Source organism: Luteimonas yindakuii (assembly GCF_004803715.2).
Taxonomy (GTDB): Bacteria; Pseudomonadota; Gammaproteobacteria; order Xanthomonadales; family Xanthomonadaceae; genus Luteimonas; species Luteimonas yindakuii.
Genome location: NZ_CP039383.2, coordinates 1,275,324 through 1,297,588, shown reverse-complemented (window position 1 = coordinate 1,297,588; position 22,265 = coordinate 1,275,324). Strand labels below are relative to the sequence as shown.

The window sequence follows — 22,265 nt, the reverse complement described above, 5'->3', positions numbered from 1 at the left end:
GGCTCCGACTGCTCAGGAACTGCACGACAGCATCGAACAGCCGGCGCGGTTGGCGGCCCAGTCCGGGCGCTTGCGTGCGTAGGCCTCGCGCCCCGGCTGGTCGTCATAGGGATGCCGGAACACCGCCTGCAGGGCGTGCAGCGGTGCCAGGTCACCAGCGGTGGCGGCGTCGATCGCCTCCTGCAACAGCCAGTTGCGTGGCACGTAGCGTGGGTTGGCGCGGCGCATGGTCTCGCGGCGCTGCGCGGCATCGAGCGGATCACGCCCGACGCGAACCGCATAGCGTGCCAGCCACTGCGCGAGCGCCGGGCCGATGCGGGCCTCGGCGTCGTAGCCATAGAACGTCCCGAACAGCACGGCATCGGGCGCGGCCGCGGGATCACGCTCGCCCAGGGCACGGTAGAACAGCGTCATATCGGCCCCTCCGTCATGCAGCAGCACCAGCAGCTCCTGCAGCAGGCCCACATCGTCATCGTCCAGCCGCTCGAGACCCAGCTTGCGCGCCTGCGCGGCGCGATCGGCGGTGGTGAACGCCTGCGCATAGCCATCGAGGCCGGCCTGCAACGGCGCCACCTCGTCGAACAGCGGCGACAGCGCCTGCGCCAGCTGGCCGAGGTTCCAGTGCGCGATGCGCGGCTGCCAGCCGAAGCGGTAGCGGCGGCCGCCGGCGTCGGTGGTGTTGGGTGTCCAGTCCGGGTCGAACGGCTCGATCCAGCCGTAGGGGCCATAATCGATCGTGAGGCCGAGGATCGACATGTTGTCGGTATTCATCACCCCGTGCACGAAGCCCACCCGCATCCACTCCGCCATCAGCGTGGCGGTGCGGCTACAGACCTCGGCGAACCAGTCGGCATAGCGGCTTGGCCCCGGCGGCAGGTGGGGAAAGTCGCGGGCGATGGTGAAATCGACCAGGCGGCGCAGCAGGTGGATGTCCCCGCGCACATACGGCAGCTCGAAGCTGCCGAAGCGGATGAACGACGGCGCCACCCGGCACACGATCGCCCCCGGCTCAGGCGCGGCGCGGCCGTCGTAGAACATGTCGCGCACCACGCTGTCGCCGGTGGCGACCAGGCTCAGCGCCCGCGTGGTCGGCACGCCGAGGTGGTGCATCGCCTCGCTGCAGACGAACTCGCGCAGCGACGAGCGCAACACCGCGCGGCCGTCGGCGCCGCGCGAATACGGAGTCGGCCCGGCGCCTTTCAGCTGCAGTTCGTGGCGTCCCCCGTCGCGGCCGACGGCTTCGCCGAGCGCGATCGCGCGGCCGTCGCCAAGCTGCCCGGCCCAGTGCCCGAACTGGTGGCCGCCGTAGTTGGCCGCGTAGGCCTGCATGCCCGGAAGCAGCGCATTGCCGGCGAACACCTCGACAAATGCGGGATCGAGCACGTCGCGTGGCGAGAAGCCGATCGCCTCCGCGACTTCCGGCGACCACGCCAGCAGTTCCGGCCTGGACACCGGTGTCGGCATCACCATCGACCAGGCGGCGTCCTCGACCTGCCGCGTGCCCGGCGCCTGCGAGGGATCGCCGGGAAGCTCGCGGAGGAAGGCGTTGTCGAACTGCAGTACGTTGTCAGTCATGCGGATGAGGATAGACACGCCACGATGACGGGCGCGGCCACACCATGGCCGTCGCGCGCGGCCCTGCGCGCGCTGAACAGGACATGGAGGGGCATGGGAGGTGGCGGAGCCGTGCCGTAGACTAGCCGGTTCCCCAACGAACTGCGCCTTCACCGGTGCGAGAGACCGCGATGAGCGCAAACGAAACAGAGACCAACACCCCCACTTTCGCCGACCTCGGCCTGCCTGACACCCTGCTGCAGGCGCTGACCGCGGTCGGCTACGAGACACCCTCGCCGATCCAGGCCGCCACGATCCCGCCGCTGCTGGAAGGCCGCGACGTGCTCGGCCAGGCGCAGACCGGCACCGGCAAGACCGCCGCGTTCGCGCTGCCGATGCTGGCGCGCCTGGACCCGGTCGCCGGCAAGCCGCAGGTGCTGGTGCTCGCACCGACGCGCGAACTGGCCATCCAGGTTGCCGAGGCGTTCCAGAAGTACGCCAACCACATCCCCGGCTTCCAGGTGCTGCCGATCTACGGCGGCCAGGGCTACGGCACCCAGCTGGGCTCGCTCAAGCGCGGCGTGCACGTGGTCGTCGGCACTCCCGGCCGCATCATCGACCACCTGGAGCGCGGCTCGCTCGACCTCTCGCAGCTGCGCGCGCTGGTGCTCGACGAAGCCGACGAGATGCTGCGCATGGGCTTCATCGACGACGTCGAGGCGGTGCTGAAGAAGACCCCGGAGTCGCGCCAGGTCGCGCTGTTCTCCGCCACGATGCCGCCGCAGATCGCCCGCATCGCGCAGACCTACCTGCGTGATCCGGTGCAGATCGCGATCAAGGCCAGCACCACCACCACCAAGAACACCCGCCAGCGTTACTGGATGGTCAGCGGCGTGCACAAGCTCGACGCGATGACCCGCATCCTCGAGGCCGAACCCTTCGACGCGATGATCGTGTTCGCGCGCACCAAGATCGCGACCGAGGAGCTGGCGGAGAAGCTGGCGGCACGCGGGCTGGCTGCCGCTGCCCTCAACGGCGACGTCGAGCAGAAGCAGCGCGAGCGCATCATCCAGCAGCTCAAGGACGGTCGCATCGACGTGCTCGTCGCCACCGACGTCGCTGCGCGCGGGCTCGACGTGGAGCGCATCAGCCACGTGCTGAACTACGACATCCCCTACGACACCGAAAGCTACGTGCACCGCATCGGCCGCACCGGCCGCGCCGGGCGCGCGGGCGAGGCGATCCTGTTCGTCAGCCCGCGCGAGCGCGGCATGCTGCGCTCGATCGAACGCGCCACGCGGCAGCCGATCGAGCAGATGGACCTGCCCAGCGTCGAGATCGTGAACGCACGGCGCGTGGCGAAGTTCCTCGACCGCATCGGCGAGGGCCTGCAGCACCCGCAGCACGGCATGTTCCGCGAGCTGGTGGAGAACTACGAGCGCGAGCAGAACGTGCCGGCGGTGGAGATCGCGGCAGCGCTTGCCGCCCTGCTGCAGGGCGATACCCCGTTGCTGCTGGATCCGCCGCGCGAGCGGCCGAAGTTCGAGCCACGCGCCAACGATGGCGAACGCCACTTTGAGCGCCCGGAGCGCGCCGACCGCGGACCGCGCCGCAACGCCGACGATGCCGCACCGCGCGAGCCGCGCCCGCAGCGCGTCCAGGCCCCGGAGACCGGCATGGAGACCTTCCGTATCGAGGTGGGCCATGTGCACGGCGTGCAGCCGGGCAACATCGTCGGCGCCATCGCCAACGAGGCCGACCTCGAAAGCCGCTACATCGGCCGCATCGACATCCGCGACGACTACACCCTGGTCGACCTGCCCGACGGCATGCCGCGCGAGGTGATGGAGCATCTCAAGCGTGTGCGCGTGGCTGGCCAGCAGTTGCGCATGCGGCGTGCCGAGGCAGCCGACACCGAGGCACCCGCGCGTCGCGGCGGTGGCTTCAAGCGTGCACCCGGCCAGGCGCCGGGCGGCTTCCGGAAGGGTCCGCCGGGCGGCTTCAAGGGCGGCCCGCGCAAGCCGCCGCGTCGCGAAGGCTGAGCACGTCAAGGCTGCCCTGACCCGCCTTTGGGCGGGTCAGGGCGCTATACCGTGGATCAGCAATCGCCGGTGGAATCACCCTGTTCGCTGGCGCATGGGGCCGGCAGCGGATCCGCCGGCGCGTCCACCGCGGGTACGACGCGCTCCGCGATCGCGTTGGAAACACCGTGCACCACCCGCTGGCGCATATCGGAGGCGTCCAGCACGCGCAGGCCATCCGGCCCCAGCGCATCGGTATCCGGCCCCAGCACCCACACGACCTCGGTCGGCGACGGCCAGTCCAGGTGCGGCGCAAGCAGCGCATAGCCGATCACCAGCGCGACCACGAACAGCACGAGCTTCAGCACCACGCCCACCAGCTTGAAGCCGAGGTACAGCGCCAGCACCAGCACGACGATGCCGATCCAGCTCATGCGGTGCCCGCGGCTGCGTCGTCGGCCAGTGCGGCCAGCGCCGGATCCAGCGCCACACGCTCGTCGAACACGAAGCAACGGCCCTCGTATCCAGTGCCGCCGACACGCTCGAAGTAGCCGAGGATGCCGCCGTCGAGCTGCAGCACGTTGTCCATGCCCTGCGCGCGCATCCACAGTGCTGCTTTCTCGCAACGGATCCCGCCGGTGCAGAAGCTCACCACGGTGGCATCGGCAAGCCGGTCGCGCTGCACGGCTACGGCATCGGGAAGATCGGTGAAGTTGTCGATCGGCAAGGTCAGTGCCCCCGCGAAGGTGCCGTAGGCCACCTCCTCGCGGTTGCGGGTGTCGAGCATCACCACCCGCCGGCCGGCATCGTCGTGGCCCTGCTGCAGCCAGCGTGCAAGCACCTCCGGGGCGACGGTGGGCGCGCGCCCCTCGAGCGGCGACGCATCCTCGCGCCGGAACGCGATGATCTCGCGCTTGACCTTGACCTTGAGCTTCGCGAACGGCTGCTGCGCACTGCTGCTGGATTTCACCTCGATCGCGGCAAAGCGGGCATCGCCGCGCAACCAGCGCAGAAAGCCGTCGATGCCAGTACGTTCGCCGGCGAGAAACAGGTTCAGGCCCTCCCCGGCAACCAGCACGCTGCCCAGCAACGCATGCGTGGCGGCGGTGGTTGCGATGGCATCGGCGAGCGCACGCGGATCGGCGATGCGGACGAAGCTGTAGGCGGCAATGCTGGTGAACATGCGCATAGTTTACGCGCCCGTGCCGTCTCTCCCGCTGCCAGGCCCCCGGTGTTCAGACCTGCTTCGGCCGCCCGTCCGCATCCAGCGACGTCGCCGCCCACATGTTGTCGACGAGGTTGGGATAGCGCCGACCGGCACTGCGTGCACGGTCCCGTGCCATCGCGCGCTGGGCATCGGACAGGCGTACGCGCGCTGCCGCCGGCCTGGGGTTGCCGCGCTGCCACGGCTTCGGGCGCGACTTCGGATCATTGAGGATCTTGCGCATGGTCCACTCCGGGCCGGGCCATGAACAGAAAACGGCGGCCCGAGGATCATCCCGGGACCGCCGTCGGTTCGCAGTGAGCGCGGGTCAGGGTGCGGACTGCGTTTCCACGTGGTCGCGCACCCAGCGGTCGAACAGGCGCACGCCGAATGCGGTGGCGCCGGCCGGCGTGGTGGCGGTGCCGCCGGTCTCGATCCAGGCCATGCCGGCGATGTCGACATGCGCCCATGGCGTGCCCTTGCCGACCCATTCGCCGATGAAGTGCGCGGCGGTGCCCGAACCCGGCCGGCCGCCGCCATTGCGCAGATCGGCGATCGGCGATTCCAGCATCTTTCCGTAGCCCGGATGCATCGGCATGCGCCACAGCGCATCACCGGATGCTTCGCCTGCGGCAAGCAACTGGCCTGCGAGACTGTCGTCGCGGCTGAAGAGGCCCGCGTAGTCGCCGCCCAGCGCGGTGACGATGGAACCGGTCAGTGTCGCGATGTCGATGATCGCGCGCGGCTGGTGGCGGTCCTGCACGTACCAGATCGCATCGACCAGTACCATGCGCCCTTCGGCGTCGGTGCTCATGACCTCGAAAGTCTTGCCCGACGCCGTGCGGATCACGTCGCCCGGCCGCGTGGCGGTGCCCGACGGCATGTTCTCCGCCAGCGCGGCGACGGCCACGGCGTTCACCGCGGCACCGCGCCCGGCAAGGCCAAGCACGGCACCCACCGACGAAGCCGCGCCGGCCATGTCGTACTTCATCCGCCACATGCCGTCGCTGCCCTTGATCGACAGGCCACCGGAATCGAAGGTGATGCCCTTGCCGACGAACGCCACCGGCGCTTCGCCACGACCGGCACCGTCATAACGCACCACCAGCAGGCGCGGCGGACGCGCACTGCCCTGCCCCACGGCGAGGATGCCGCCCATGCCCAGGCGCTGCATGGCCGGGACGTCGAGCACCTCGATGGTTACGCCCCGCATGCCGCTGAATGCCTGGCGGGTGCGGCGGACGAACTCCTCCGGATACACCGCGCTTGCAGGCTCGGTCACCAGGTCACGGGCAAACTTCACGCCGTTGGCAACCGGCGCCCAGTCGCGCTGGAAGGCCTGCGCCGCCGCCGCACCATCGCGGCTGCGCACCACCAGCGTGCCTGCGCCTGCGCGCGGGCCATTGTCATCCTCACGCTGCGAGCGGTAACGGTCGAAGCGGTACCCACCCAGCGCGGCGCCGAACGCGAGCTGCTGCGCCGCCGCGGGCTCGTCGCCCTGCCACAGCAGTTCGACCGAATTTGCGGTGCTGCCGGCAGCGAAGCGGCCGACACGTCCGCCCACGTCCTCGAGCGTGCGCGCGGTGGCAGCATCGCTGCCCATCCCGACCACCAGCACGCGATCGAAAGGTGCCAGGCCCGGCAGGTCGAGCTGGGTCTCCGCGCGGCCCTTGTAGCCGGCTGCCGCGACGGCGCGTGCCAGCGCACCGCCGGTTGCGGCGTCGACTTCGGCGAACGCACCGCCCTGCGCACCCTCGCCACGCATCGCCAGCGCGATCGTGCCGCCGGAGGGCACGGCATAGGCATCGAAGCGGATCTCGCGCTGTGCGGCGGCAGGCAATGCAAGACACGACAGGAACAGCGCCAGCAGCAGGCGCTGCAGCGGAGGTGATCGGAACATGCGGACTCCAGACGTACGGATGGAACGGCCGATGCGGCCGCGAAGTGTCCGACCATAGAGAAAACGCGCGCCGGGGCCGGGTGCCGTTGGTCACGGCCCGTGGCGACTACGCGTTACCGCAGACCGCACCGGTCGATGGAACTGCATGCCATGCGCAGTGCACGGCTGCGACCGACAGGCCCGTCTGGCGGTCAGCGCCCGGCCGTCAGCGCCAGCCGTCAGCGGCGGGCGTAATATGACGAGGACGCGCAGACCACCACGTCCTGCGCGCTCGGTGCCGGCATGTCCTGCCCGCGCAGGCCCATCACCCGCACCACGTCGTGCTCGCCCTCGGCGACCTTGGTGATGGCGAGATAACCCGTTTTCATGTCGCGGCAGATCGCGTTGCCCGGCGCACGCGTCGGCCACTTTTCCGCCACGACCCGGCGCAGCTCCACCGGATGCTCGGTCCCGATCATCATCGCGTCGGCATAGCGCTGGCCGGGCAGGAACTCGTCGCCGCCGCGCAGGATGGCGATGCGCTCGGTCACGAACTCGGCTCCGTTCTCGCCGACGATGCGAGAACCCTCGATGGTGATACTGCCGGTGATCGATTCCGCGGTCGGATTCCCGGTCTCGAACGGGCCGAGCGCGACCGGATGCAGCATCGGCGGTGCGGCACGCGAACCCGGGCGCAGCTGCGGGTCATGGCTGGGGACGTCGGCCGGTGGAGGCGCCGCGGTCACCACGATTGGCGCGGTGGTCGAGACGTGCGTGGCGGGCGTGTCACCGATGTCCTGGCAGGCGGCCAGTCCGGTCGCCCCGAGGGCGACGAACAACAGTCGGAGGGGTCGCGAGGTCATCTTCAGCTCCGTGAAAACTGCGCGCATTATCGGGACTGGTCCCTGCACAGATGTTCACTTTCCGTAAGCCGATGTCTCCCGGACCCGCGGAGTGCGACCGCCTGCTCAGCCCGCCTGGTACTCCAGCACTGCGCATGCCTCGATGTCCTCGGCCCCGGCCGCCGGGGTGGATCGACCCTGCAGACCAGCCAGCCGCACGACCTGTTGCGCACCTTCGTTGAGCATGACCAGCGCTACGAAGTCGGCATCGCCCGAGGCACACAGCGGCGGGCCGACACGTGCAGGTGCTGGCCGCGATGGATCGTCTTCCATCGGCACGCCGTCGCGCCCATCCGAGGGGGTGGCATCGCCCGCGACGGGGAGCGGATACACGCGGCGCAGTTCCACCGGTTGTTCGGCACCGACCATCAGCAGGTTGGAATACCGCTCGCCCGGGCGGTACTGGTCATCGCCGCGCACGATGGCGATGCGCTCGGTAGGCAGGTCATCACCCTTGGCGGCGGAGATCGCGTGATCGGTGACCTCGATCGCGCCGGTCGCTTCAGTGGCGCGGTCACCGCGCGGCTGGAAGCGGCCGTTCACCAGTGCCTGCAGCTCCGGAGGCGCCGCGCGTTCAAGCCGGCGAACGGCAGGATCGTTGGCCGGCACGCCCTCGGGCGCGGGCGCGCCTGCGCCGTGCGGGGACGACGGCGACGGGTCCGGGGCGCGATCCCCGCAGCCCGACAACGATGCCGCGACAGCGGCCGCAAGTGCGATAACAAGGCTCGATTTCATCACGGATCCGCAAGCGATCGGCCGGCACCGATCATAGGATTCCGGCATTCAGTGCACGTGAGCGGATGAACGCACATCGCGGCTCGCGATCGGGACCACTCAACGCTAACGCCAGAGCAGATAGCCCGGCAAGGCCATCAGCGCCAGCAACCCGAGGATCGCCAGCACGCGCAACAGCACCCAGGCGGGACGGTCCCGCAGCATGTCGGCGAAGCTCTCGTCCTCGCCGCGCGCACGCGCCTGCGCAAGATCGGCGCGGACACGCTCGCGCAGTTCCTGCTGGTAACCGTCCATGAGTCGGCGCGCCTGCGCATGGTCTTCGTCATGCTTGATCCAGATCGCGCCACCGGTGATCCCGAGTGGGCCGGGCCTGGTCTGGTACCAGGCGATGCGATGGGCATCGAGGAATGCACGGACGCCATCGGCTTCCTCGTCCGGGACGTTACGCAGGTGCAGCAGGACTTTGGACATCGAACAGCCGGGCGACGCGAGGGACGATCGTCATTCTAGCGGCGTGTCCGCCCCGATACGCACACGGCCCACCCGGTTTACCGGATGGGCCGTGCAGACGCATGGAACCAGGTGCGCGACTTACGAAGCGCCCTTCATCGCATGCTTGCGGGCACGCATGAGGTCGTGGCAGGCGCGCACCTCCGGCATCAGCCGGGTCACGACACTGCGGGCGGCCGCCGGGGTGCTGTCGTCCTTCACCGCATCCTCGAATGCATGCAGCAGGCGATCCTCGGATTCCTCCAGCTCGGCGACATAGCTGTATTCCTTGTCGCCCAGGGCGGCGCGCACGCGGGCATACATCTCCTGCATCGAGCCACGCAGGGTCCCCGAGTCCTCGGGGTCGCCGCCCACCGCCTGCACCGCGGCGCCCAGCTCGGCGATGATCGTCGCCTTGGTGCCTGCAATGCGGGTGAACAGCGACTTCAGTTCGACATCGTCGATCCGGGTGGACGCATCCTGGTAGAACTCCTGCCCGTCGCGGGCGATGGCGATCAGGTCGTTCAACGTCCCGGTGGTTCGGCTCTGCTGGTTCATGGTGTCTCCTGGTGATCGTGGGGGTTACGGGCCCGTCGCACGCGCACACGGCAGCTGCGTATCGGGCCACGGCGCATCGTGTCGGCGCGTAAGCGCGATGCATCGATGCGGCGTACCCAGGCTAACGGCGCGGCGCTCAAAGGCATGTGAGCCATGCGATCACGCAGTGCTTACGAACGGGCGTCGGGACCGGAGCCGCCTGCACGCTCCACGCGGCGCCGATCGCCGCCCGGAAACGCGAAAGGCCGGCATCGCTGCCGGCCTTCCGTCGATGGCTGCCCTGTCGCTCAGCGCTCCGCGTCGGGCAACGCGTACTCGAGCTGGTAGGCAGGCGGCTCGCCGCCCGGCCCGGTGAGGTAGTGCTCCATCCACTGCATCAGCCGCATCGCGTAATCCCAGCGCGATGCCGCGCGCTGGTTGCCGTGGCCCTCGCCGGGATACAGCACCAGCCGCACCGGCGCCTGCCCGGCCAGCTGCAGGTAGCGGTACATCATGTAGGACTGCATCACCGGCACCCGCGGATCGGCCTCGCCGTGCAGGATCAGCGTCGGCGTGCGCGACTTCTGCGCGTGGGTGATCGGGCTGGTCTGGCGGTACATCTCCGGGTTCTCCCACGGGAATGCACCCATGTGCACCAGGTGCTGCTCCTGCGGGATGTCGCCGGTGGTGACCAGGCTGGCCTGGTCCGAGATGCCGACGAACATCACCGATGCGGCGAAGCGCTCGCTGTAGTACGTGGCACCCCACGCACTGGCGTAGCCGCCGTAGGAACCGCCGGTGATGCCGACGCGCTCACGGTCGACCAGGCCGATATCGACGAGATGGTCGACGCCATCGACGAGGTCGTCGAACTCCTCCATGCCCGGCCGGCCGTAGCCGGATTTCGCAAACTCCACGCCGCGGCCGGTGCTGCTGCGGTAGTTCGGGAAAAAGCTAGCGAAGCCGCGCGCGGCGGCCACCTGCGCGGGCTGCGAATAGCCGGTGAGCCAGCCATTCGAGTAATGCGACTCCGGCCCGCCGTGCACGACCAGGATCAGCGGCACGCGCTGGTTGCCGCGACGCTCGAGCGGATGCACCAGCATGCCCTCGATCTCCAGACCGTCGCGTACGCGGTAACGCACCACTTCCTGCCGTGCGAGACGCACGTCGGCCAGCCACGGGTTGCTGTCGGTCAGCCGGCTCGGCGCCGCCTGCCCGCGGCCGAGGACGAAGACCTCCTGCGGATGCTGCGGGGAATGCCCGACCAGCGCGAGGTCGCCGCTGCCGCGTGCCACGCTGAGTCCGCCCCACACCGGCGAACCCTCCGCCGCCAGCACCGTCTGCGGGTTGCCGCCATCGGCATCGATCTCGCCGATCCGGGTCTGCACGCCCTCCTGGCTCAGGAACACCAGGCGATCGTTGCCGCGCCAGTCCACGTGCGAGACATGTCCCAGCAAGCCCGGCAGCAGGTCGCGCTGCGCGCCACCGTTCTTGCCGACGACGGTGAGGCGGCCATCGGCGGCATCGTTGCGATCGGCGGCGGAAATCACCGCGAGGTGTTCGCCGTCCGGGCTCCAGGCCAGCTGGCCGAGCTTGCCCGGATTGTCGACGCGTCCAAGTTCGCGGCCATCGGTATCGACGATGCGTACCCGCGCGAACACCAGCGTGTCGTCGGTGAGCTGGCGCGGGGTGACCACCAGGGCCAGGCGATCGCCAGCCGGGCTCCAGTGCACGCTCTGCACGCTGCCGTCGATCTTGAGGGCGCGCGCGTCGGCACCGGCGTCGACGTCCTGGATCCACAGCGCGGTCGGGCGCCAGTCCTCTTCGTAGACCTTCTGGGTGAAGCCGTGCTTGCGCTGCGCCGCCAACGCGTCGCTTTCCGGCTGCGGCGCCAGCAAGGCGACGCGGGCGCCATCGGGCGACAGGCTGTAGCCGGAGATATCGGTCTTGAGCGACGCGAATCGCACCGCTTCGCCACCGCGCAACGGGATGCGGTACACACCCCGGGTGCCGTCGCTTTCGCGCTTGGACAGGAATGCCAGCGAGCGGCCATCGGGAAACCACTGCAGCGCCGCGATATTGCTCTTGCCGGTCACGTAGCCGCGGCTGTCGCCATTGCGCGACACCACGTGCAGCTCGGTGCGTGCGGGACCGTCCTCGTCCACGCCCGGCTGCCGCGGCACCGCCAGCACATAGGCGATCTCGCCGCCATCGGGGCTGATCGCCACGCCCGACGCGGTGCGCGTCTTGGCGATCTGCTCCAGGGTCATGCCAGCTGCCTGCGCCATCACTCCGACCGGCAGCAGCGCCGCCGCCAGGCCAAGGAACCAGATCCGCCTCATCCGTGCACTCCATCCCGACAAGGCGGCAACTTTGCCACAGCGCCAGCGGCATTCCGCGCCGTGGTGCAGGTCGACGCGACGGGTTGCAGCCGGCCTGCCGATTCCCCTAGCCTGCCGGCACGCACCACTTCTCTGGCGTCGTGAGTCGACCGGCGTACTCCCAACCCCAATGAATCAGGAGATCCCATGGAGATCGCGGCCGAACGCGTGGTCAGCTTCCACTACACCCTCACCGACGATGCCGGTGAAGTCATCGACCGCTCGCCGGACGATCGCCCGCTGAGCTATCTGCACGGTGCCGGCAACATCGTGCCGGGCCTGGAGAACGCGCTGACGGGCCACGTCGCCGGCGACGAGCTGGTGGTCGACGTCGAGCCGGAGCTCGGCTACGGCGCACACAATCCGCAGATGGTGCAGTCGGTGCCGAAGCAGGCCTTCCAGGGCGTGGACAGCGTGCGCCCGGGCATGCAGTTCCGCGCCCAGACCGAGGGCGGATCGTTGCTGGTCACCGTGGTCGAGGTCGGCGAGGACGAGGTCCGCGTCGACGGCAACCATCCGCTGGCCGGCAAGACCCTGCATTTCGATGTCCGTATCGCCAGCGTGCGCGCGGCGACCGACGAGGAAAAGCAGAACGGCCACGCGATCGACGCCGGCTGAGCGCCGGCAGCCTGTCTGATCAGCGCTTGGTAACGAGCGCGCGCCGCAGGTTGGCGCGCGCCGCGGTATCCAGCCGCGCGTGGAATTCGGCGCTGAGGTAGATCCGTGGGCGCCGCAGCAGCGCGGCGAGGAAGCGCCGCCGCTGCATTCGGTACAGCCAGCCCGGCACGCGGTCGCGGTATTCGGCGGCGATCGCACGGTCGTAGGCGTCGAAGCGCGCCGCCGGTGCGCCGAGGATCGCCATGTCGCAATCGAGGAAGCGACGGGTGTCGTCGCCATCGGCATCGTCGGGGAAGTCCTCCGGCTGATGCTGGCCGTGCCGCGCGGTCAGCTCGATGAGCCCGGCGACGCGCGCCGCATCGATGCCGGCGTCGGGCATCCAGCGCGCGATCGCCTCGCGCGCCAGCACCGCGGATCGTGCCTCGTTGTCGGTCGCGCCGGGCACGTACACCGCGTCGTGGTAGAGCACCGCCAGCCACACCTCGCGGGGCCGATGCCAGCCTGGCGCCGCCAGGATCCCGGCCATCTCGCGCATCACCTCGCCGACATGGGCGAAGGAATGGTAGGCGCGCGGCGGATCCGCGTAGGCCGCTTCCAGCGCCGCACGCTGCGCCGGCGCAAGCTCCGGCATGCCCGGAACGTCATAGGGATCGAAAGCCACGTTCATGGCGTTCCTCCGGGCAGCCGCCTGTGCCCCCGCCGGTCGGCGAGCAGGCCCGACCAGATGACGAGGAGCCAGAGCACGATGACCGCGATCACCGCCTTCTGCGCTGCCCCGCGCGGCAGGTCGTCGACCAGCACCAGCGTCCACAGGCCGGCGAAAGCGGCCATCGCGATGGCCAACGCCAGCGGCATCCGCGTGCGCCAGCGCACGTCGTGGCGCAGCCACGCGGACTGCACCAGCATCGCCACGGTGACGCAGAGGAACGCCGCCTGCGCCGACAGGCCGTGGACCCAGCCGACGAATGTCGGATCGGCGCCATCGGCATCCATCGGCGCGAATGCGGTCACCACCAGCGACGCCGCGCCTGCGACGAACAGCAGCGTCGGCCCGCCGCTGCGCGCGGAAGGCGCCAGCGCAGCCTGCACCGCAAACGCGATCGTGACGATCGCGATCGCCAGTGCGCAGTACGCCAGCTGCAGCCAGCCGCCATATGGCTGCAGCAGGTAGCGGCTCATCTGTGCGTCCAGCCAGTGGAGGTCGGGGCGCAGCGGATGGATGCCGATGGCGATGCCGACGAACAGCGCCATCCCCGCCGCCGCCAGCAGCAGGGATATGCGTGAACGCGCGTAACGGAGGTCTGGCGATGGGGACATGGGTGAAAGCGTCGGCCGGGTCCGGTGGATTGTCCTACAGAGGCCGGCCCGCGACGCCGGGCTGCGCTTACACTTTCGCGATGACGGAATTCATCCCCCCCGGCACGCGCTTCCTCCAGCTCGAGCAGCCACTGCCGATGAAGCGCGGCGGCGCACTACGCGGCGCGCGCATCGCCTACGAGACCTGGGGCACGCGCTCGGCGGCCGGCGACAACAGCATCCTGATCCTCACCGGGCTGTCGCCCGACGCGCATGCGGCCAGCAGCGAAGACGACCCGTCGCCCGGCTGGTGGGAGGCCATGGTCGGTCCCGGCAAGCCGATCGACACCGATCGCTGGCACGTCGTCTGCGTCAACACGCTGGGCAGCTGCAAGGGCTCGACCGGACCGGCCTCGCCCTCGCCGGAGGACGGCCAGCCCTACCGGCTGCGCTTCCCGGACATGTCGATCGAGGACGTCGCCGATGCCGCGGTCCGCGTGGTGGACGCGCTCGGCATCGAGCGCCTGGCCTGCGTGATCGGCAACTCGATGGGCGGCATGGCGGCACTGGCCTTCCTGCTGCGCCATCCCGGCCGTGCGCGCAGCCATATCAACGTGTCCGGTGCCGCGCAGGCGTTGCCGTTCTCGATCGCCATCCGCTCGCTGCAGCGCGAGGCCATCCGCCTGGATCCGGACTGGAACGGCGGTCACTACGACGACGCGCACTATCCCGAAAGCGGCATGCGCATGGCGCGCAAGCTCGGCGTGATCACCTATCGCTCGGCGCTGGAGTGGGATGGCCGTTTCGGCCGCGTGCGGCTGGATTCCGATCGCCGCGACGACGAAGACCCGTTCGGCCTCGAGTTCGAGGTGGAGAGCTACCTCGAGGCGCACGCGCGACGTTTCGTGCGCAATTTCGATCCCAACTGCTACCTCTACCTAAGCCGCTGCATGGACTGGTTCGACATCGGTGAGTCGCTGGGCGGGGACACGCTGGCCGGGCTGGCGGCGATCCGCATCGAACGCGCGCTGGCGATCGGCGTGCATACCGACATCCTGTTCCCGCTGCAGCAGCAGGAGGAGATTGCCGACGGCCTGCGTGCCGGCGGTTGCGATGCGCGCTTCCTGCCGCTGCCTTCGCCGCAGGGGCACGACGCCTTCCTGGTCGACTTCGAGCGTTTCGGTCCCGCCGTGCGCGGATTCCTCGACGCGCTCTAGGCTGCCGCCGCGACGATGCCGGCCCGGTCGCGGTGCTTGGCCTAGAATGATCGCCATGAACGAGACCGCCCTGCCCGACATCCGCTTCACCGGCCGCGACAAGCTGGTGCGCGCCATCGACGCCGCGGTCGCCAGCGGCGGCGAGCATGCGGTGACCGCCGCGCTGCGCACCGTGCTGTGCAACGTGATCTGCGATCCGGAGGTCGAACTGCCGGCGTGCGTGCACGAACCCGTCGCCGACCACTACGCGCGCCGCGAGCTCTATCGCAGCCCGGAGCACGGCTACAGCGTCGTCGCGATGACCTGGGGGCCGGGCCAGGCGACCCCGCTGCACGATCACTGCGGCCTGTGGTGCGTGGAAGGCGTGTGGCACGGCGTGCTCGAGATCACCCAGTACGAACTGCTGGAACGCGCCGGCGAGCGCTTCCGCTTCCGTGCCGCCGGCGGCATGCAGGCGGGCCCGGGCAGCGCCGGCAGCCTGATCCCGCCGCACGAGTACCACACCATCGCCAACGCCAGCAGCGACCGCGTCGCCGTGTCGGTGCACATCTACAAGGGCCCGATGGAACGCTGCGCGCGCTTCGTGCCCGAGGAGGGCGAGTGGCACCGGCGCATCGACAGTCCACTCGCGGTGGATCCGGCCCGCTGAGTGCCTCGCAGCGCCGGCAGCTGGCGCTATACTCGCGCTCCGCGCCGGAGTGGCGGAATCGGTAGACGCAGCGGACTCAAAATCCGCCGCCCTTAAAAGCGTGCGGGTTCGAGTCCCGCCTCCGGCACCACCGGCCCACAGGCCGGTCAGCGCGTCGCCAGTGCGGATACGGCGACGGCTCGACTGGAATCGGGCCATCTCGGAAACGGACTCCCGACATGCTGGACCTGGACGACCTGCTGGCGCCGATCGACGCCACCTACCCTGCCGGCGAAGACCTGGCGTTTTCCTCGGAACTCGACCTGATCCAGGAAGCGCGTCGCGCTGACGACCCCACCCTCGAACAGGGTGACTGGGTCACCGACATCAAGAGCGCCGATTGGGCGATCGCCGCGCGCATGAGCAGCGAGCTGCTGCGCACCCGCACCAAGGACCTGCGCATCGCCGCCTGGCTGGTGGAGGCCAACGGCCAGCTGCACGGGTTCAGCGGGCTTGCGCAGGGCTACCGGCTCGTCGCCGGCCTGTGCGACCGCTACTGGGACGAGCTGCACCCCCTGCCCGATGGCGACGACCACGAAGAGCGCATCGGCAACCTGGGCTGGCTGCTCGGCAACTCGCTGCAGTGGCTGCGCACATTGCCGATCGTGCAGGCGCCACAGGGGCGCTTCGGGCTCGGCGCGTTCGAAGCCGCGCACGCGCGCGGCGAACAGGATCCGGGCGACGGCCGCCCCGGCCTCGACCTGCTCGACGCCGCGCGCCGTGACACTCCGCACGGCTTCTACCGCGGGCTACTGAACGCCGTGGACGATTGCGCCGAGGCCCTGCACGAGCTGCAGCTGGCGGTGGATGCACGGCTGGGCGTCGACGGCCCGAGCTTCTCCGCGGTCAACGACCAGATCGACACCCTGCGCCGGATGGTCGGCCGCTTTGCCCGCGAGGCGGGCGTGCTTTTCGACGGGACCAGCAGCGGCGACGCGACCGACGTGCCAATGTCTTTGGACCCAACGCCGACGCCGACGCCGGATATCGCCACTGCTGGCAACGCCGCGGTCGCGGCGGGTGCGCCGGCGTCGCGTCGGCAGGCACTCGCGCAGCTACGCCAGGTCGCGGAGTTCTTCCGCCGCACCGAGCCGCACAGCCCGGTCGCCTATCTGGCCGACAAGGCCGCGCGCTGGGGCGAGATGCCGCTGCACGTGTGGCTCAAGCGCGTGATCAGGGACGACGCGACGCTTGCGCAGATGCAGGAACTGCTCGACGTCGAGGATGTCCCACAGGATCCGTACGGCTGAGCGCTACAGCACCTTGAACTGGATGCGGCGGTTGCGCGCGCGGCCTTCGTCGCTGGCGTTGTCGGCGATCGGCTCGTCCGGGCCGACGCCGAGCACGCTGAGGCTGTCGACGGAAATCCCCTGACCGACCAGGTAGTCGCGCACCGCGAGTGCGCGTGCCTGGCTCAGCGCGATGTTCCCCTGCCGGGCACCCACGTCGTCGGTGTGGCCGACGATCTGCACGCGCGCGTCGCCGATCTCGCGCAGGCCCGAGGCCATCTCGTCGAGGATGCCGCGCCCGATGTCGGTGAGCTGCGCGCTGCCGCTCTGGAACTCGACGATGCGGTCGCCCAGTGTCGCGTCCAGCAGGCCCTGGCCCGACCCGCCGGTGCGCAGGCTGTTGGTGACCGTATAGCGGCTGCTACTGGCAAGGCTGAGCTCACTGGCGACCTGCTGCCGCTGCGCCTCGTTGACCACCTGGCCGGTGATTCGCACCGCCTGGCCGTTGACCTCCAGCGCACCCTCGGACACCCGCCGCAGGCCCGGGCCGACCATGTTGGCCACGTACTCGCCCCAGTTCGGGGGTGCCGGGATGGATTCCACCTGCAGGCGGTCGACCACGCGTTCCGCACCGTAGACCTCGTGCAGCCGCGCCAGGATGAGCGACTTGCTGGCCTGGTCCGGGACGATGCCCTCGGCAATGACGGGCTTCGCGGTGTCCTGTGCGGACGCAGCCGCGGCCGGCAACACGCACGCCAGCAGCAGGATGTGGAGGATCGTTCGCATCTCAGGTTCCCAGGAAGGTTTCGCAGAACAGCTTGCGTGCGGTCTTCAGCGACAGCTCGTCGCGGTCGAGATAGCTGGCCAGCCGGTTGAGCGCGTAGTCGCCGGGCAGGTAATCCTCGACCCAGCCGGCCTGGCTGCCGCGGATCAGGTAGTCGGCCGCCACCGTCGGATCCAGCACCGCGCCCAGCACCTGGTCCTGCGTGCCGTTGAAGCCGATCACCAGCCGTGGCGCGGTCTCGTCGCGGACCAGCACGGCGAGTTCGAAATCGCCGCGCGCGATGAAGCCGGCGACCAGGTCCAGCCAGAACGCGGCCACGAGGGGCCGGTGCAGGGTGTCGGTGGGCAGCGGCAGTTCGAGCCCCTTGTCGATGCTGACCCCGCCTCCGGTGAGCAGGGGCTGCAGCAGCAGTCCGAGCGCGGGCAGCATCTGCCGCAACGAGACCTCGGCATGGCCCCCATCGCGCAGCCGCGCCTGCAACGAGCCGATCGTTTCCAGGTCGAGGAAGTCGTCGAACGGCGCCTGGTAGGCCACCGGATCGACCGCGAGTTCGTAGCGCGCTTCGCCAAGCGTGCGCAGCGGCTCCTCGGGTGCGTCGGTGGCAACCGCGTTCGCCGACAGCCGCGACAGCCCCGTCCACACCCGCGACAGCGCCAGCGGGCTGCGGGCGAGGAACGCGAGCGGCTGGCCGACCTCGAGCCGGATCGCCGACAGCAACGGAAACCGCCGTGACGAGGCATCGCGGCTCGGGCGCAGGTGCCCGCACACCACCAGCCGGCTGCGCGAGCCGAGGAACGCATAGGCAACGCCCGGGGAGGCGTCGTACAGCCGCTTCCAGTCCGGGTTGCGCGCGAGCAACTCGATGCTGCCGCCGGCCCAGCGGTCGAGCAGCGCCATCAGCTGATGGTCGTCGGCGGTGCGCACGAAGTCGCCGCGTGCCGGGATCTTGCCGAAGTAACTGACCGCGGCGGTCGCTGTCTGGCTCATGCGCCTTCCTCCATGGATGCTTCCGCGCCATCGGCGGATGCGGTCGCGGAGTCGCCCGGCTCTCCGGCCACCGTCGACGGCAACTGCAGGCCGCGCTGCCATTCGCCAGTGCCGCTACCGGTGCCGGCCCGGCGCGTGATGCGCATGTCCACGGTGATCGAGATCCCGTCCGCGCTCCATGTCACCGAACTGCTGTCCGGCCGGCTCTCGACGCGGGCGGCTTCCATCAGGCGCACGAAGCCGTTGCTGCCCGGCGCATCGACCACGCGCACGGTGCGTCCGTCGCTGGTGACGACCGAGAGCTGCGCGCCCGGCACCTGCCCCGGATTGGGCCACTGGAACGTGGTCCAGGTCGGCGGCGTGTTGCGGTAGCGCATGGCCTGCCCGTCGATCTCCAGCGTGTACTCGACCGCGCCGATCGCAGGCGCCGGCTGGATCTGGAAGATCGTGGTGTCCTGGCCGCCCGCGCCGGCGGCGTTGCCGCTGACCCAGTCGCCATAGCCACTGACCAGTTCCGGCGACAGGGTGATTCCCATGCCGGCCCAGCGCCGCGGCTCGAGCAGGTTGCCACGCTGGATCACCAGCGTGCCCAGCGCCTCCCTGTTGAAACCGGCCACCGCGCCGCTGCTGCCGAAGACCGCGGCGACTTCGCCCGGCGCAGCGTCGACATCGGCGCCCACGTCGAACGGAAACTGGCGACCGATGCCGGTGCGGAACGGCTGGTACACCTGCGCCGCCCAGACCCGGTTGATCTCGGCCTCGGTGGGCGCCACCAGCGCGGCGAAGGTTTCGGTGAGCGGGCGCAGCAACAGTGGCCGCAACGCATCGCGCTGGGTCTCGTCGAGCCCGTTGAGCATCTGCTCGTCGACCAGCGCCAGCGCGGCGTTGAGCTCCGAGCCGTCGTTGCCCAGCGTGTCCTGCATCAACCGGCGTGCGCCGGGGCCCGGCTCGCCCTCGGTGCGGATTGCGTTGAGCCGGCTGCGCAGCTTGCCGAGGGTCTGGAAATAGCTGTCGATCAGCGCCGGGCCGTCGCCGGTGCCCATCAGCCGCGCGAAACCCTCGAAGGTCTTGCCGACAGGACCCATCGGCGCCTGCACCGGCTTGCCTGTTTCCGGATGGACCTCCATCGCCAGCGAGGACGGCGTGCGCCGCAGCACCACGCGCTGGAACCATGCAACAAAGCCGCTGCGCCCGGGACCCTGCGCGGCTCGCAGCGCGGCCGGGTTGTCCCAGACGGTCTGCTCGTTGATCGCCTCGAGCAACGCACGCAGCGGTGAATTGCGCGGATCGCCGAGGCTGTTCATGCGTGCGACCGCGGTCTCGAAGTCCTCGAAGCGGTTGACGCTCACGCCCTGCAGGAACTTCTGCCATTCCTGCGCGTATTCCTGCTTGTACAGCGCGGCCAGCTGGCGCGAGATGTGCTCCGGACTGCCCGCCAGCGACAGGTCGCTCTGCTCGGTGGTGTCGAGCACCCAGTCCGTGGTGCTGAGTTCGCTGCCGGCCGCCTCGTCGAACGCGGAGCGCACGTAGTCCTCCCAGGCCCTGCGGGAGAACGCACCGGAGATCGCATAGCTGCCCGCGATCGCACCGCCGTTGCGGTCCTCGCCGACCAGCGAGGCGACAGTGACCGTCGGGAAGCGCGTGGCCGCGCGCGCCTTGATCTGCGCAAACACCCGCTCGATGGCCGGCTGGCCCTTCATCACCTGGCGCAACGCCTCGCGGGTATCGGCGACCAGCGCGACCCTGGTCTCGAGCTGTGGCCAGGCAGGATCGTCCGCCTGCGCGACGTAGAAGCCGAGCAGTTTCTCCGCGCTGCGTGCCAGCTCCTCGCGCGACATCTGCCCGCGGTTGGCCTCCAGCCAGCCACGCCAGAAGCGGGTCAGCTGATGCGCGAGATGGGCCTGCTCCACACGCCCGCGATTGCCGAGCATCAGGTAGGTCTTGAGCGCGTTGTAGGCGTCGTTGGCGTCCTCGGGCGACGCCTCCTGGTACAACGTCGCCTCCTGCGGCTGCGCGTGGTCGCGGGGGGTGGCCGATTCGCGCAGGCCACCACCGGCGGCGACATCGGCCAGGAAGGTTTCCAGCCGTGCGCCGGTGGGCGCAAGCATCACCTGGCGCATGCCGTGGAAGTATTCGTCGCGGAGCTTCTGTTCGATGCGATCACTCTGGTCCATGCCGAGCGCCGAGGCGATGCCGCGCGACTGCCGGTGACGCGCCAGCTGTTCGAGACGGTCCTGCAGCAGCGACAGCGCCTGCAGCCGCGATTGCAGGTCGACCCGACCGTCCTGCACGCGCACGGCCTGTTCGAGGTCGCGCGACGCGTTCTCGACCAGCTGGCGGTGCGTCGTGTACGACCACGCCCAGCCGCCCAGGGCCAGCGCCAGCGCCGCCACCGAACCGAAGAACACCGCATAGCGCAGGCGGGTGCGGCGCGGGCTCGAGTACTGCTGCACCAGGCCGCGGTCGGCAAAGATCACCTTGCGGAACAGGTCCCTGAGGAAATGTGCGGTGTGGCCGGTGGTCGAGGGCTCCGCCACTGCATCACGCGACGGCTGCAGCGCGAACTCGCGTGACACCCGCTCGGATGCGTAGTGCACCGAATGGCCTTCCTGCAGCGCGCTGGTGAAATAGAAGCCGCGGAACACCGGCTTGAACTGGTAGGGGTTGTCCTCGAACAGGGTGGCGATGAAGATGCGCAGCGCCGGCTTGATCGCGGCGAATTCCAGCGGCAGCGTCAGCAGCCCGGGCGATACCTGGCCGCCGCGCTGCATCGCCATCTGGCTCAGGCTCATTTCCTTGAGCCCGTCGGCGAGTTCGTCGAAGTGGCCGTCGAACGCGGCGAGCGCATCGGTCCCGGCATGCGGCTCGAACGGCAACGTGGCGCCCCAGACGTTCTCGCGCTCGGCCGGGTCCAGGCCACGGAAGAATTCGGTGAAGCCGGCGATCAGGTCGGCCTTGGTGAACACCACGTAGACCGGGGCGAACACCTCCAGCCGCTCGGTGATCTCCTGCACGCGCTGGCGCAGGTTCTTGGCCAGCTCGATGGCGAACTCGGGCTTGCTGCCGGAGATCTCGGCGATGCTTGCGGCGATGAGGATGCCGTTGAGCGGCGCGCGCGGACGGTTCTTCTTCAGCAGGTCGAGGAAGGTCAACCACTCCAGCCGGTCCTCGACGCTGACCGAATAACGGCCGGCGGTGTCGAGCACGATGCCTTCGGTGGTGAAGTACCAGTCGCAGTTGCGGGTGCCGCCGATGCCCTGGATGACATTGCCGCGGCTGTCCCCGAACGGGAACTTGAGCCCGGAATTGAGGATCGCCGAGCTCTTGCCGGCAGCCGGGTTGCCGATGATCACGTACCACGGCAGTTCGTACAGCGCGGCCTTGCCCTTGAGCACGCCGATGCGCGACGACTTGATCGCCGACACCGCTTCCATCATCCGTGTGCGCAGTGCCTCGGTGTCCGCTTTCGCCGCCGGTCGTGCATGCGCGACCGCGCGGTCGGCATCGTCGGCGACCATCCGGTCGATGCCCTCTGCGGCGCGCCGCGCACGCAGCCGCCGCACCAGCCAGACCACCGTCGACACCAGTAGCGAAACGATGAGCAGTGCCAGCAGCCACAGCCCGATCCGCCGCAGACCATCGGCACCGAACCAGGCGATCGCCGCTGCGGAGACGATGCCGATCGCGGCGAGCACGCGGTAGTCGGTGAGGTAATAGCGGAGTCTGCTGAACATCGGGAAATCC

The 22,265-nt window shown here is 69.7% G+C and carries 20 protein-coding genes and 1 tRNA gene; 6 read left to right on the top strand and 15 right to left on the bottom strand.

Annotation, left to right across the window (positions count from 1 at the left end; genetic code table 11):
• Positions 1-12: 12 nt before the first annotated feature.
• On the bottom strand, positions 13-1,575 hold the full coding sequence (locus E5843_RS05950; RefSeq protein WP_136412116.1) for a protein adenylyltransferase SelO: 1,563 nt from the start codon (positions 1,573-1,575) through the stop codon (positions 13-15).
• A gap of 170 nt (positions 1,576-1,745) precedes the next feature.
• Here E5843_RS05950 and E5843_RS05945 point away from each other — a divergent pair, with 170 nt between their 5' ends.
• Positions 1,746-3,596, top strand: coding sequence for a DEAD/DEAH box helicase (locus tag E5843_RS05945; protein ID WP_134673143.1), 1,851 nt, complete (start codon positions 1,746-1,748; stop codon positions 3,594-3,596).
• 56 nt (positions 3,597-3,652) lie between these two features.
• Here E5843_RS05945 and E5843_RS05940 read toward each other — a convergent pair whose 3' ends face one another.
• From E5843_RS05940 to E5843_RS05900, 9 genes are all read right to left on the bottom strand, one after another.
• Positions 3,653-4,009, bottom strand: a complete 357-nt coding sequence (locus tag E5843_RS05940) for a hypothetical protein (RefSeq protein WP_136412115.1) — start codon at positions 4,007-4,009, stop codon at positions 3,653-3,655.
• A complete protein-coding gene (locus tag E5843_RS05935; RefSeq protein ID WP_136412114.1) occupies positions 4,006-4,758 on the bottom strand; it encodes a sulfurtransferase in 753 nt (250 codons plus the stop codon). The genes E5843_RS05940 and E5843_RS05935 overlap by 4 nt, the downstream gene beginning before the upstream one ends.
• A gap of 52 nt (positions 4,759-4,810) precedes the next feature.
• Positions 4,811-5,023 carry a hypothetical protein gene (locus E5843_RS05930; RefSeq protein WP_136412113.1) on the bottom strand — a complete coding sequence of 71 codons (213 nt, stop codon included), beginning with the start codon at positions 5,021-5,023 and terminating at the stop codon, positions 4,811-4,813.
• Between the two features lie 84 nt (positions 5,024-5,107).
• A complete protein-coding gene (locus E5843_RS05925; protein WP_141065780.1) occupies positions 5,108-6,679 on the bottom strand; it encodes a leucyl aminopeptidase in 1,572 nt (523 codons plus the stop codon).
• A 218-nt stretch (positions 6,680-6,897) separates the two neighbouring features.
• Positions 6,898-7,521, bottom strand: coding sequence for a hypothetical protein (locus tag E5843_RS05920; protein ID WP_141065779.1), 624 nt, complete (start codon positions 7,519-7,521; stop codon positions 6,898-6,900).
• A gap of 105 nt (positions 7,522-7,626) precedes the next feature.
• Entirely contained in the window at positions 7,627-8,295 is a 669-nt protein-coding gene (locus E5843_RS05915; protein ID WP_141065778.1) for a hypothetical protein, read from the bottom strand.
• 105 nt (positions 8,296-8,400) lie between these two features.
• Positions 8,401-8,766: a DUF6164 family protein gene (locus E5843_RS05910; RefSeq protein WP_136412108.1), complete on the bottom strand. Its 366-nt coding sequence runs from the start codon at positions 8,764-8,766 to the stop codon at positions 8,401-8,403.
• A 120-nt stretch (positions 8,767-8,886) separates the two neighbouring features.
• The gene (locus E5843_RS05905; protein ID WP_134673135.1) at positions 8,887-9,342 is read right to left on the bottom strand and encodes a PA2169 family four-helix-bundle protein; all 456 of its coding nucleotides are present in this window, start codon (positions 9,340-9,342) and stop codon (positions 8,887-8,889) included.
• A 287-nt stretch (positions 9,343-9,629) separates the two neighbouring features.
• Positions 9,630-11,663, bottom strand: a complete 2,034-nt coding sequence (locus tag E5843_RS05900) for a S9 family peptidase (RefSeq protein ID WP_141065777.1) — start codon at positions 11,661-11,663, stop codon at positions 9,630-9,632.
• Between the two features lie 186 nt (positions 11,664-11,849).
• Between E5843_RS05900 and E5843_RS05895 the strand changes: the two genes are divergently transcribed.
• Positions 11,850-12,320, top strand: a complete 471-nt coding sequence (locus E5843_RS05895; protein WP_136412105.1) for an FKBP-type peptidyl-prolyl cis-trans isomerase — start codon at positions 11,850-11,852, stop codon at positions 12,318-12,320.
• Positions 12,321-12,339: 19 nt separating this feature from the next.
• Here E5843_RS05895 and E5843_RS05890 read toward each other — a convergent pair whose 3' ends face one another.
• Together E5843_RS05890 and E5843_RS05885 are read right to left on the bottom strand one after the other, a co-directional pair.
• Positions 12,340-12,951: an HD domain-containing protein gene (locus E5843_RS05890; protein ID WP_136413046.1), complete on the bottom strand. Its 612-nt coding sequence runs from the start codon at positions 12,949-12,951 to the stop codon at positions 12,340-12,342.
• A 32-nt stretch (positions 12,952-12,983) separates the two neighbouring features.
• A complete protein-coding gene (locus tag E5843_RS05885) occupies positions 12,984-13,637 on the bottom strand; it encodes a DUF998 domain-containing protein (RefSeq protein WP_244240845.1) in 654 nt (217 codons plus the stop codon).
• Positions 13,638-13,717: 80 nt separating this feature from the next.
• On the opposite strand from E5843_RS05885, the gene metX reads away from it, so the two are divergent.
• From metX to tssA, 4 genes are all read left to right on the top strand, one after another.
• Positions 13,718-14,833, top strand: coding sequence for a homoserine O-acetyltransferase MetX (gene metX, locus E5843_RS05880; RefSeq protein WP_134673132.1), 1,116 nt, complete (start codon positions 13,718-13,720; stop codon positions 14,831-14,833).
• 55 nt (positions 14,834-14,888) lie between these two features.
• Positions 14,889-15,482, top strand: a complete 594-nt coding sequence (locus E5843_RS05875; RefSeq protein ID WP_136412103.1) for a cysteine dioxygenase family protein — start codon at positions 14,889-14,891, stop codon at positions 15,480-15,482.
• A gap of 43 nt (positions 15,483-15,525) precedes the next feature.
• Positions 15,526-15,612, top strand: a tRNA-Leu gene (locus tag E5843_RS05870).
• An 88-nt stretch (positions 15,613-15,700) separates the two neighbouring features.
• The gene (tssA, locus tag E5843_RS05865) at positions 15,701-16,771 is read left to right on the top strand and encodes a type VI secretion system protein TssA (protein ID WP_136412102.1); all 1,071 of its coding nucleotides are present in this window, start codon (positions 15,701-15,703) and stop codon (positions 16,769-16,771) included.
• 3 nt (positions 16,772-16,774) lie between these two features.
• On the opposite strand, the gene E5843_RS05860 is transcribed toward tssA, so the two are convergent.
• The 3 genes from E5843_RS05860 to tssM are packed head-to-tail and all read right to left on the bottom strand — an operon-like array spanning position 16,775 to position 22,255.
• Positions 16,775-17,536, bottom strand: a complete 762-nt coding sequence (locus tag E5843_RS05860; protein ID WP_136412101.1) for an OmpA family protein — start codon at positions 17,534-17,536, stop codon at positions 16,775-16,777.
• A 1-nt stretch (position 17,537) separates the two neighbouring features.
• Entirely contained in the window at positions 17,538-18,521 is a 984-nt protein-coding gene (gene tagF / locus E5843_RS05855; protein ID WP_134673128.1) for a type VI secretion system-associated protein TagF, read from the bottom strand.
• On the bottom strand, positions 18,518-22,255 hold the full coding sequence (tssM, locus tag E5843_RS05850; RefSeq protein WP_141065776.1) for a type VI secretion system membrane subunit TssM: 3,738 nt from the start codon (positions 22,253-22,255) through the stop codon (positions 18,518-18,520). The genes tagF and tssM overlap by 4 nt, the downstream gene beginning before the upstream one ends.
• Positions 22,256-22,265 lie beyond the last annotated feature (10 nt).

Coding starts and splice junctions, on each gene's coding strand:
- E5843_RS05950 (WP_136412116.1), bottom strand. CDS start 1,575: ATGACTGACAACGTACTGCAGTTCGACAACGCCTTCCTCCGCGAGCTT.
- E5843_RS05945 (WP_134673143.1), top strand. CDS start 1,746: ATGAGCGCAAACGAAACAGAGACCAACACCCCCACTTTCGCCGACCTC.
- E5843_RS05940 (WP_136412115.1), bottom strand. CDS start 4,009: ATGAGCTGGATCGGCATCGTCGTGCTGGTGCTGGCGCTGTACCTCGGC.
- E5843_RS05935 (WP_136412114.1), bottom strand. CDS start 4,758: ATGTTCACCAGCATTGCCGCCTACAGCTTCGTCCGCATCGCCGATCCG.
- E5843_RS05930 (WP_136412113.1), bottom strand. CDS start 5,023: ATGCGCAAGATCCTCAATGATCCGAAGTCGCGCCCGAAGCCGTGGCAG.
- E5843_RS05925 (WP_141065780.1), bottom strand. CDS start 6,679: ATGTTCCGATCACCTCCGCTGCAGCGCCTGCTGCTGGCGCTGTTCCTG.
- E5843_RS05920 (WP_141065779.1), bottom strand. CDS start 7,521: ATGACCTCGCGACCCCTCCGACTGTTGTTCGTCGCCCTCGGGGCGACC.
- E5843_RS05915 (WP_141065778.1), bottom strand. CDS start 8,295: ATGAAATCGAGCCTTGTTATCGCACTTGCGGCCGCTGTCGCGGCATCG.
- E5843_RS05910 (WP_136412108.1), bottom strand. CDS start 8,766: ATGTCCAAAGTCCTGCTGCACCTGCGTAACGTCCCGGACGAGGAAGCC.
- E5843_RS05905 (WP_134673135.1), bottom strand. CDS start 9,342: ATGAACCAGCAGAGCCGAACCACCGGGACGTTGAACGACCTGATCGCC.
- E5843_RS05900 (WP_141065777.1), bottom strand. CDS start 11,663: ATGAGGCGGATCTGGTTCCTTGGCCTGGCGGCGGCGCTGCTGCCGGTC.
- E5843_RS05895 (WP_136412105.1), top strand. CDS start 11,850: ATGGAGATCGCGGCCGAACGCGTGGTCAGCTTCCACTACACCCTCACC.
- E5843_RS05890 (WP_136413046.1), bottom strand. CDS start 12,951: ATGCCGGAGCTTGCGCCGGCGCAGCGTGCGGCGCTGGAAGCGGCCTAC.
- E5843_RS05885 (WP_244240845.1), bottom strand. CDS start 13,637: ATGTCCCCATCGCCAGACCTCCGTTACGCGCGTTCACGCATATCCCTG.
- metX (WP_134673132.1), top strand. CDS start 13,718: ATGACGGAATTCATCCCCCCCGGCACGCGCTTCCTCCAGCTCGAGCAG.
- E5843_RS05875 (WP_136412103.1), top strand. CDS start 14,889: ATGAACGAGACCGCCCTGCCCGACATCCGCTTCACCGGCCGCGACAAG.
- tssA (WP_136412102.1), top strand. CDS start 15,701: ATGCTGGACCTGGACGACCTGCTGGCGCCGATCGACGCCACCTACCCT.
- E5843_RS05860 (WP_136412101.1), bottom strand. CDS start 17,536: ATGCGAACGATCCTCCACATCCTGCTGCTGGCGTGCGTGTTGCCGGCC.
- tagF (WP_134673128.1), bottom strand. CDS start 18,521: ATGAGCCAGACAGCGACCGCCGCGGTCAGTTACTTCGGCAAGATCCCG.
- tssM (WP_141065776.1), bottom strand. CDS start 22,255: ATGTTCAGCAGACTCCGCTATTACCTCACCGACTACCGCGTGCTCGCC.